The 8,302-nt window shown below is 69.6% G+C and carries 7 protein-coding genes; 3 read left to right on the top strand and 4 right to left on the bottom strand.

What is annotated here, in order from left to right:
* Positions 1-1,035 precede the first annotated feature (1,035 nt).
* The 3 genes from ACFU7Y_RS34375 (at position 1,036) to ACFU7Y_RS34385 (ending at position 3,854) form a co-directional block, all read left to right on the top strand.
* The gene (locus tag ACFU7Y_RS34375; RefSeq protein WP_224280264.1) at positions 1,036-1,602 is read left to right on the top strand and encodes a hypothetical protein; all 567 of its coding nucleotides are present in this window, start codon (positions 1,036-1,038) and stop codon (positions 1,600-1,602) included.
* 34 nt (positions 1,603-1,636) lie between these two features.
* On the top strand, positions 1,637-2,065 hold the full coding sequence (locus ACFU7Y_RS34380; RefSeq protein ID WP_224280266.1) for a hypothetical protein: 429 nt from the start codon (positions 1,637-1,639) through the stop codon (positions 2,063-2,065).
* Positions 2,066-2,258: 193 nt separating this feature from the next.
* Positions 2,259-3,854: an ISL3 family transposase gene (locus ACFU7Y_RS34385; RefSeq protein ID WP_380770718.1), complete on the top strand. Its 1,596-nt coding sequence runs from the start codon at positions 2,259-2,261 to the stop codon at positions 3,852-3,854.
* On the opposite strand, the gene ACFU7Y_RS34390 is transcribed toward ACFU7Y_RS34385, so the two are convergent.
* The 4 genes from ACFU7Y_RS34390 to ACFU7Y_RS34405 form a co-directional block, all read right to left on the bottom strand.
* Complete coding sequence (locus ACFU7Y_RS34390; RefSeq protein WP_224280267.1) at positions 3,760-4,500, bottom strand: hypothetical protein; 741 nt, start codon at positions 4,498-4,500, stop codon at positions 3,760-3,762. The genes ACFU7Y_RS34385 and ACFU7Y_RS34390 overlap by 95 nt on opposite strands.
* A gap of 108 nt (positions 4,501-4,608) precedes the next feature.
* Positions 4,609-6,219: a tyrosine-type recombinase/integrase gene (locus ACFU7Y_RS34395; protein ID WP_380770719.1), complete on the bottom strand. Its 1,611-nt coding sequence runs from the start codon at positions 6,217-6,219 to the stop codon at positions 4,609-4,611.
* A 79-nt stretch (positions 6,220-6,298) separates the two neighbouring features.
* On the bottom strand, positions 6,299-6,958 hold the full coding sequence (locus tag ACFU7Y_RS34400) for a hypothetical protein (RefSeq protein ID WP_224280271.1): 660 nt from the start codon (positions 6,956-6,958) through the stop codon (positions 6,299-6,301).
* Positions 6,955-8,013 (bottom strand): tyrosine-type recombinase/integrase, encoded by a 1,059-nt coding sequence (locus ACFU7Y_RS34405; protein ID WP_380770720.1) that lies wholly within the window; start codon positions 8,011-8,013, stop codon positions 6,955-6,957. Before ACFU7Y_RS34405 ends, ACFU7Y_RS34400 begins: the two co-directional genes overlap by 4 nt.
* Positions 8,014-8,302: the final 289 nt, after the last annotated feature.

Consider the following 8,302-nt stretch of genomic DNA (forward strand, 5'->3'; position numbering starts at 1 on the left):
CTGACCATCCACCCAGCACCCGATCGCCATCCCAGTGATCGGGTGCTGAGTCATGCCAAAACCCCATCTACTTGGGCTTCTATTTACGCGTCAGAGTCGAAGAAGTTCCCGACGTCGGCCCACGGCAGATCCGGCATCCCTCGCTTCCCGCCGCCCAGGCTCCAGGCGGCGGTATGTTTGGCCGGACGAGGAGCGTCAGCAGTGGACGCTGGAGCCCACCGAGTGGCTGCGCCGCGCGCAGGCCGCCAGCCTCGTGCGTCTCGCCGATGAGACCGCAGCGGCCCAGGCCCCGGTCCAGCCCGCGCCGGCTGCCGTCTCGGTGCCCGAGCAGCCGGCCCCGGCGGCGCAGTCGGTGATGCTGGAGCAGGACCCGGACGGCTCGCTGCTGATGGCTCCACCGGCGCTGTGTGTGCGGTGCGGGCGGCCGTCGGTCTACCGCGCCCAGGGCCGCCCGATGCATCTGGGCGGGTTTTGCCGCCCCGGCGCCGTCCCGGCCGTCCCGCAGGCTGCGGCTGAGCCGGTTGCCTCGGTCGCTTCGGTCGCTGCGCCCCGCCAGGCCGCTCCCGCCACCGCCACCGGTCCGGTGGCTGCGCTGCGCCGCCCCGGGTCGTCGCGTCCGGCGGCCTCGTCGCGGGCGCGCAAGGCACCGTCCAAGACGGCGCCGAAGGCTGAGGGGCCGTTCGACTGGGAGGCCTCGGCCTTCGCCCGGTTCCCGGCCGGTCGGCTCGCGGTGGTGGACGTCGCTCCGTCCGGTCGGGGCCTGGTGGCCTACCTTGCCGACGGCGAGCCGGCGCCGACCGCCCCGGCTGGGCGCACGCTTGCCGACGTCGTCGAGTGGGCGCTGGAGACCAACCTGGGCTCGCCCAGGTTGCACCCGCACGGCAAGGACGGCGACGCCCTGGTCGTCCTCACCGACGCCGCCCTTGCCGAGATCGGGCTCCCAGCGATGGGCCGGGACGAGAAGAAGGAGTTCGTCCCCCGGCTCGGCCGGCTCCCGAAGACCCACAAGGCCGTCAGACAGATTGAGAAGGCCGGGTGGCTGCTCACCCAACGGGGCATCGGCCGCGCACGCCCGAGGACGGCAAGCGGGTGTGCGTGCAGCTCTGCATCCCCGCCTGGGGCGCCCTCACGAGCGGCGACTGGCAGACCCCCGACGACCTCGATGCCCCCGACCTCGCCCGCCTCCTCGGCACCTACGCCACCCGCGTCCTCACCCCGCGCGGCTCCACCGCCGTCTCCGGCCTAGAGCTGGTAACCGCGCTGCGCCCGCCGACCCGCACGGTGCGCACCGAGTCCGGCTGGACCTCGGGCGTGGTGGAGGGCTCGCGCCCGAAGGACGCGTTCGATCCGGCGCCGCCGGAGGTCCCGGACATCCACCCGCTCGCCCAGGACCGCGAGGCGGGCGGGGAGCTGGTCACCGAGGCGTGGGACTGGCACCGCCCGCTCATCGAGCAGGAACAGGCCGCGCCGTTCGCGGTCGGCCTGGACGTCAACATGGCCTTCCTCGCCGCCGCCGGCCGCCTCACCCTGCCGCTGTCCGGCCCCGTGCACGAGCTGAACCCCCGTCTTCGACAAGGCGGTCCCCGGCTCCTGGCTGGTTGACCTGTCCAGCGTCGACACGGACCCGCTGCTCCCGTTGCCGTTCACCGCGGACGGGTCCCGGCCGACGGGCCCGGCCTGGTACAGCACGGTGAAGGTCGCCTACGCAGTGGAGCTCGGCGCCATCGTGCAGCCCACCGAGGCCTGGCTGCGCCACGAGCACGGCCCCTACCTGGACCCGTGGCACAAGAGCCTGCGCCAGGCGTATGTGGACACGATGGCCGCACTCGGCGTCCCGCTCACCCTCGCCGACCGCGACCCGGTCGCGTTCCTGGACGCCATGGCCGCCCTCAAGAGCACCAGGGACCCGGCGGGGCTCGCGGTCCTCACCGTGATCAAGCAGACCGCGAAGGGCACCATCGGCAAGATGCGCGAACGCCCCCGCGGGCACGGCTACAAACCCGGCGAGCGCTGGCCCGCCCTTGTTTTCGGCGGGGCAAACGGGGTTCTGGCTCAGGTTGTGTGACCGGTGACGTTCCGTAACGGATCACTCGCTCTCGGCAGGCTCGTAGATCGACTGAAAGTCGTCGGCTCGGGTTCTGTGTAGCTGACAGTCGGCGGCTGTGACGCAATCGTGGTCCCTGTTCAGGGAGTTGCTGTTCCCATCGGTGTCGGAGGTGGCGGTTGTCGGGGTGGAATCGGCCGGCTCCGTGGTGCGGGTGGAAGCTCGGTCGACCACTGACGGCGCCAGGTGCCCCGGCTGCGGCACCTGGTCAAGTCGTGTACACGGCTCCTACCTGCGGTTCCCAGCCGATCTGCCGAGCGCGGGGCGGCGGGTCGTACTCGCACTGCGGGTACGCCGGCTCGCTTGCTTTGCTCGGTCATGTCCGAGGCGGACATTCGTCGAGCAGGTCGATGGCCTGACGCGCCGGCACGGGCAGAGCACCGAGCGGCTGCGCTCGGCGGTCGCGGCGGTGGGGCTGGCGCTCGCCGGTCGGGCCGGTGAACGTATGGTCCGGCTGCTGGGGCTGCGCGGGAGCCGCAGCACGCTGCTGCGACGGGTGATGGAGCTGCCGGACCTGCCCGTTGGCGCTCCGACCGCGATTGGGGTGGACGACTTCGCACTTCGCAAGGGCCACGTCTACGGCACCATGATCATCGACGCCACCACCCACCGGGTCCTGGACCTGCTCCCGGACCGCGACGCGTCCACGCTCGGTCCATGGCTCGCCGACCAACCGCAGGTCGAGGTGATCTGCCGCGACCGCGCCAGCGCCTACGCGGAAGCCGCGAGCTCCGACGCGCCCCAGGCCCAGCAGATCGCCGACCGCTACCACCTGTGGCACAACCTCACCCAGGCCGTCGAACGCACCGTCCTCGACCACCGCTCCTGTCTGAACAGCCTCCCGATGATCGAGCCGGAGCCCGAACCGCAGTGGGAGACCCCGCTCCCCGCCGACGACAGCGCCGACGTCGAGGAGGAGATCGAGCAGCCGGCCGACCCCACAGGACGGATGGCGGAGCGGCGGATTGTCCACCACGCCCTGGTCCACGAGTTGCTGGAGCGCGGCATGAGTATGCGCGAGGTCGCCCGCCACCTCGGATGGAGCCGCTACACCATCCGCCGCTACGCGCACGCCGCACGCTGGCAGGACATGATGAAGGACCGTCGCCCCCGGGCGAGCAAGCTCGACCCGTTCAAGCCTTACCTGGTCCGACGCTGGGAGGAGACCGGCGGGAAGATCACTGGGCGCGTGCTGTTCGAGGAGATCACCGCGCGGGGCTACCGGGGCGGCCTCACGCTCCTCGCCCAATGGAAGCGCCAAGCCCTCATCGCCCCGGACAGCGCACCGCCACCACCCCCACCGCCCTCGATCCGGCAGGTCACCGGCTGGCTGACCCGTCACCCCGCCGGGCTCACCCTGGATGAGGAAGTGCAGCGCAAGGCGATCCTCGCGCACTGCCCCGAACTGGACACCGCTGCCGGCCTGGTCACGTCCTTCGCCGAGATGCTCACCCGCCTCGAAGGCGAGCACCTCACCGAGTGGATCACCGCGGCTATGACCTCAGGCCTGGCCGGGATCAGCACCTTCGCCGCCGGCCTGAACAACGACTACGACGCCGTCCACGCCGGACTGACCACCCACTGGAACTCCGGCCCCGTCGAAGGCACCGTCAACCGGATCATTCTGTGGAATCAGCTCTGTCAAGCAGCGGTTGTCATCCGGTGGCTGTCATGGTCTGCTGTGTGGCCGCTACTCGGGCAGCGGCCTCTTCAACCTGGCGTCGGCCAGATTCACCTCGGCTCCAGATGAATGCGCGCCAACGACGTGGCGCGTCGCTGCTCCAGTTCCGGAACTCCTCGACCGCGACGTTGTCGGACAGTCGCCATCGGATGGTGCTGCCTGATGCTTCGGGGATGTCGGTGAGGCTGTCGAGTTGCTCGGCGAGTGCGAAGCTGTCGACCTCGGCGGTGGTGCGGTCCCAGGTCGAGACCGTGTCGGTGAGAGCGTGGGATTCGATGAGTGCCGGGATGGACGGGGCGATTTCGAGGAATGTGCCGCCTCCATCGTCCACTCCGACTCGTCCGTCCGTGTGCACCAGGTAGCGCACTGGAGAGGACACACGTTCCCCGAACCAATCGAAGTACCAGCCATCGGCGGCGCCGGTCCACATGTTCTGGCCCAGGTCGTAGTGCCAGTCGCGAAGCACCTCGCGGCGTTCGCCCTCGACGGTGTAGCTGCTTCGCACTTGGTAGCGGAGTCCGCCGTACTTCTGCTCGAATCCCTCCCGGCGGATCACGAGCATCATGGGCGTGGGAATCAACTGGCCGAAGCGGTCCCGGATCCGCAGGAACTCGGTGGAGAGCCGAGGTTCCTGCGGATCATCGCGCCGGCCGGTTCGTTCAAGCAGACTCTTTGCACGAGGGGAAAGACCGGTGAGGTCATCCAGGATGTGCATCCTGCACTTCTTTTCCCAAGACAGGGGCATGGATTCGCAGGACCGCACGATACCCGGTCGAGGCGGCTCGGTGCAGTGCGAACCCCAGTGGCCGTGACCGTCGTGGGTTCAGCATTGGCCTCCCGGACCGCACTCTCGGGGACGGGCGGTCACGTTGACGATCGGCAGTAGTGTCGCGGTAGCTGGGACGCCGATCTGACGCGGCGTAGGCCCTGCTGGCGTGGGGACGTCGGTAAGCCGTTCCAGTAGCTGGTCCAGAGCGGCCTGGCCGTCGTCGACGGCGGCGCGTTCGTCGTCGGTGAGCGGGATGGCCGCGAGCATCTTTCGCAGGTTCTCCTTCGCCTCCAGCAACTGGCCCTTGCTGGAGCTCTTCGGCGTATAGAAGTCGCAGCGCGCGCAGGCCATCCGGTGCTGGCACCGCTCGAAGAAGGTGTAGGTGCACCAGCCGTGACCCAGGTCGAAGTACTGCCAGGGCTCACCGCCGGCGGCAGCACCGGTGGTGATCGCGTCGCGGTCGACGAGGACCTCGATGGTGCGCACGTTGCGCTCGAAGTAGCCGGCTTCGGAGTAGGCCTTGGACAGAGTGTTGGGTGTGATCTTCGCGTAGTACTGGGTGGACTGCGGGGAGCGGTGTCCGAGCCAGGCCTGCAGCTCGAACAGAGTCATCGACTCCTTGGCGTTGTAGAGCTGGCTGGCGATGGTGGGCCGGGCACGGTGGCTGGTGATGTTGCCGCGGACGTCGGCGGCCGGGACTCCGGCCTTGCGACACAGCATCGGGATGATGGTGTTGTTGATGTAGCTGGTGGAGACGCGGCGGGCCCGGATCGCAAACAACGGGTCGACCAGCTCGCCGGTGCGGCGGTCGGTGAACTTCGGCTGGTCGGGGCGGGCGGCCTGCCAGGCGTCGACGGCCTGGCCGAGGATCGGGTCGACCGGTTTGGTGAAGGCGGTGCCGGTCTTGTGGGTGGGGACGTCGAGCAGGCAGACCGCGTCGCGGGCCAGGACCTGCTGCGAGTCGCCGGCGATCGGTGTCCCGTCGTGCTGCCAACGGATGCAGCCCACCTTCAACCGGGCGATCTCGTTGCTGCGTTGTCCGGAGAACAGCCAGGTCAGCGTTACCACGCGGACCAGTTCAAAAGGGTAGAAGTGCCCGGAGCGGGTCTGGGGCAGGTCAGCAGGTTCCAGGTTCAGGCCCGCCCACAAAAGCTTCGCCCAGATCTCGTCGGCGATCACCCTGGGGTCGGGTCCCAGGAGGGCGGTGATGCTGCGGGGGATGGCCAACGCGCGAAGGGGGTCGAAGCGGCGGGGCAGCCACTCCCATTCCTGGCAGTCCCGGAAGAACGTCCGCAGCGCGGTGATCTGCGCGGCCTTGCTGGGCGCCTCCAGCGGCTTGCCGAGACGGTCACCCAGCCCGATCGTGCGCTGGACGTAGTCGCCGACCTTCATCCGGTCCAGCGCGGCGATCCACGAAGCGCAGGTCTGCCGGGTCCAGTTGGCCGGATCGGCGGCGTCGGGCTGTTCGGCGGCGGTCCACCGGCCGACCTTGAGCAGGTTCGAGCGGACGCCGCCGCGAACGCGCGGGGTCAGCGTCGAGGTGGCGTGCCAGCGGTTGGCCCACTGTTCCCAGATCGGCGCGCCGCCACTGGCCCGGGCCGAGTGGCGGCCGGTGCCGGGACGCGGAGGATCACAGAATCCGAGCTCGGCGACCGCCCGCTGCATCGCGTGCAGGGTGTTCAGCCGGCTGCCTTCCAGCAGCCCGTCGCGGCGGACCCGGTCGAACAGTGCGGTGTCCAGATCCTCAAGATGCGGGCTGCGGGTTGAGTAGGAACAGCTGGCTGGCCACCATCGGCAGCAGGGTGTCCTCGTCCTGGCCGAGCTGGTAGCCCCAGGAGACCAGGACCGCGCGAAGTCGTGCGACCTCGCCGTTGACGCGGTCGCGTCCGAAGATCCGCCAGGCCAGGGTGAGCCGCTGGACGCTGCCGAGTCGGTGGAATTCGTTGAAGGATCCGAGCAGGTAGGCGTGCGCCGCGAGATAGGGGCGGACCTCGTCGCCTGCCCAGGCGGGCGCGTGCTGGCGGAACTCGGCCTGGGTGCGGCCGAGCAGGTGGAACCATTCCTCTTCGGTCCGGCCCCAGAAGGTCCGGCCGGTCTCCGCGCACCGCGTCAGCAGCACCGCGATCACGTCGAGCATGGCCCGTCGACGGTGCGGGGTGGGTGGGGAGTTCAGTGCGGCGTTGACCGCCTCCAGCGGACCCAGCAGCCGCGCGATCAGGCGCCAGCCCGGCGCGGACGGGTCGTGGTACTGCAGTCGCCGCAGATTACGCACGCCCAGGTCGGCCACGGCTCTGGCCTCGGCAGGTCGCACTGTCACCGCGGCGTTGTCGCGGGGCGGGGAGATCGGCCAGGACCAGCGTCCGGCCCCGTCCTCGGCGGCGATGGCCGGCAGTGGTGCGGTCACCGCGACACCTCCGCCGTCGTGCCGTCCGCGGAGGTGAGCATCTGTATTCGCCAGGCATGGATGTGCTCCATGCCGCGGGCCAGCTTGTCGGCCAGGTCCCGGCCGGACAGGTGGATGTACTGGAGCGTGGAGTCAGTGTTGCGGTGGCCGGCAAAGGTCGCGATCGCGTGCAACTCCCAGCCCATCCGGGCCAGATCGGTCAGACACAGGTGCCGGGTGGTGTGGGTCGAGAACCGCGGGACACCGGCCTCCAGGGCGATCCGGCGGACCACCTTCGACCAGGTCCACAGGGTCAGCGGCTGTCCGTGGTTGCGCCGGGACTCCGACAGGAACAGCGGCCCCCTGGCCCGGCTGATCGTGGCTCGGTGGGCAAGGTAGGCCGACATCAGCACGTCGGTTGACACCGAGTACGGCACCACCCGCTCCAGCCGGTTCTTCGTCGTCTCCGCCCGTACCCTCAGCGTCCGGTGGGCCGGATCGAGGTCGTCGGTCCGCAGCGAGCACAGCTCCTCTCGCCGCAGCGCGGAATCGTAGGCCAGGGCCAGCATCACCCGGTTGCGGACCGGCTCCGCCCGCGCGACCTGCAGGATCCCCAGCCACTGCTGTTCGCTGGGGATCCACGGCAGCTTCGTCAGCCGCGGCACCAGCCCGCCCCGCTGGCGCCCCGGGGTGTAACGGCCCCGGCCGACCGGGTTCGACTTCCGCAGGCCCTCCTCCATGAGGAAGTCGTAGAACAAGCGGACCGGCACCAGGCGCTGCTGGATGGTGGCGTTGGCCAGTCTTGCCCCCGAGTCGATCGAGACCACATTGGCCCCTCGACGGTGAGGCCGAGAGGTCAATTCCCTTACGTAAACGGCTATATGTACCCGGTTCGCGGTGACCGGGTCGACGTTCTCCCGTTCGCACATCAGCAGGTACTCGGCCAGCCCGCGGGCATAGGCATCGATCGTCCTCGGCGCACGCCCGAGATCCGTCCAGATCGTCAGCCAGGTCGCCGCCTGCTCGTGCCGACCGAGCACCGGCCACTTCTCCATCAGCACCGTCGTGCCGCTCAACACATCTCCCGAGTCCGTGGTTGCACCGGAGGGACATGATCACCCCGGCAGATTCCACGTAACTTTTAAGATGCTGAAGCGGCAGATGTTCGGCCGGGCCGGCCTGGAGCTGCTACGCAAGCGCGTCCTCCTGGCCACGTGATCATCCGGCTACCGCGAGGGGGCCGTGACCGTCCGTCAGCGCTGCACGAAAAGGATGCTGTTGGTGATCTTCACTGGGGAGGGTGAGGCTGACGGCTTTGCCGGTCGCTGGCCCTGTGCGCCTGCTGTCCTGATCTGGAGATCCGAG

Source organism: Kitasatospora sp. NPDC057542 (genome assembly GCF_042801945.1).
GTDB lineage: Bacteria > Actinomycetota > Actinomycetes > Streptomycetales > Streptomycetaceae > Kitasatospora.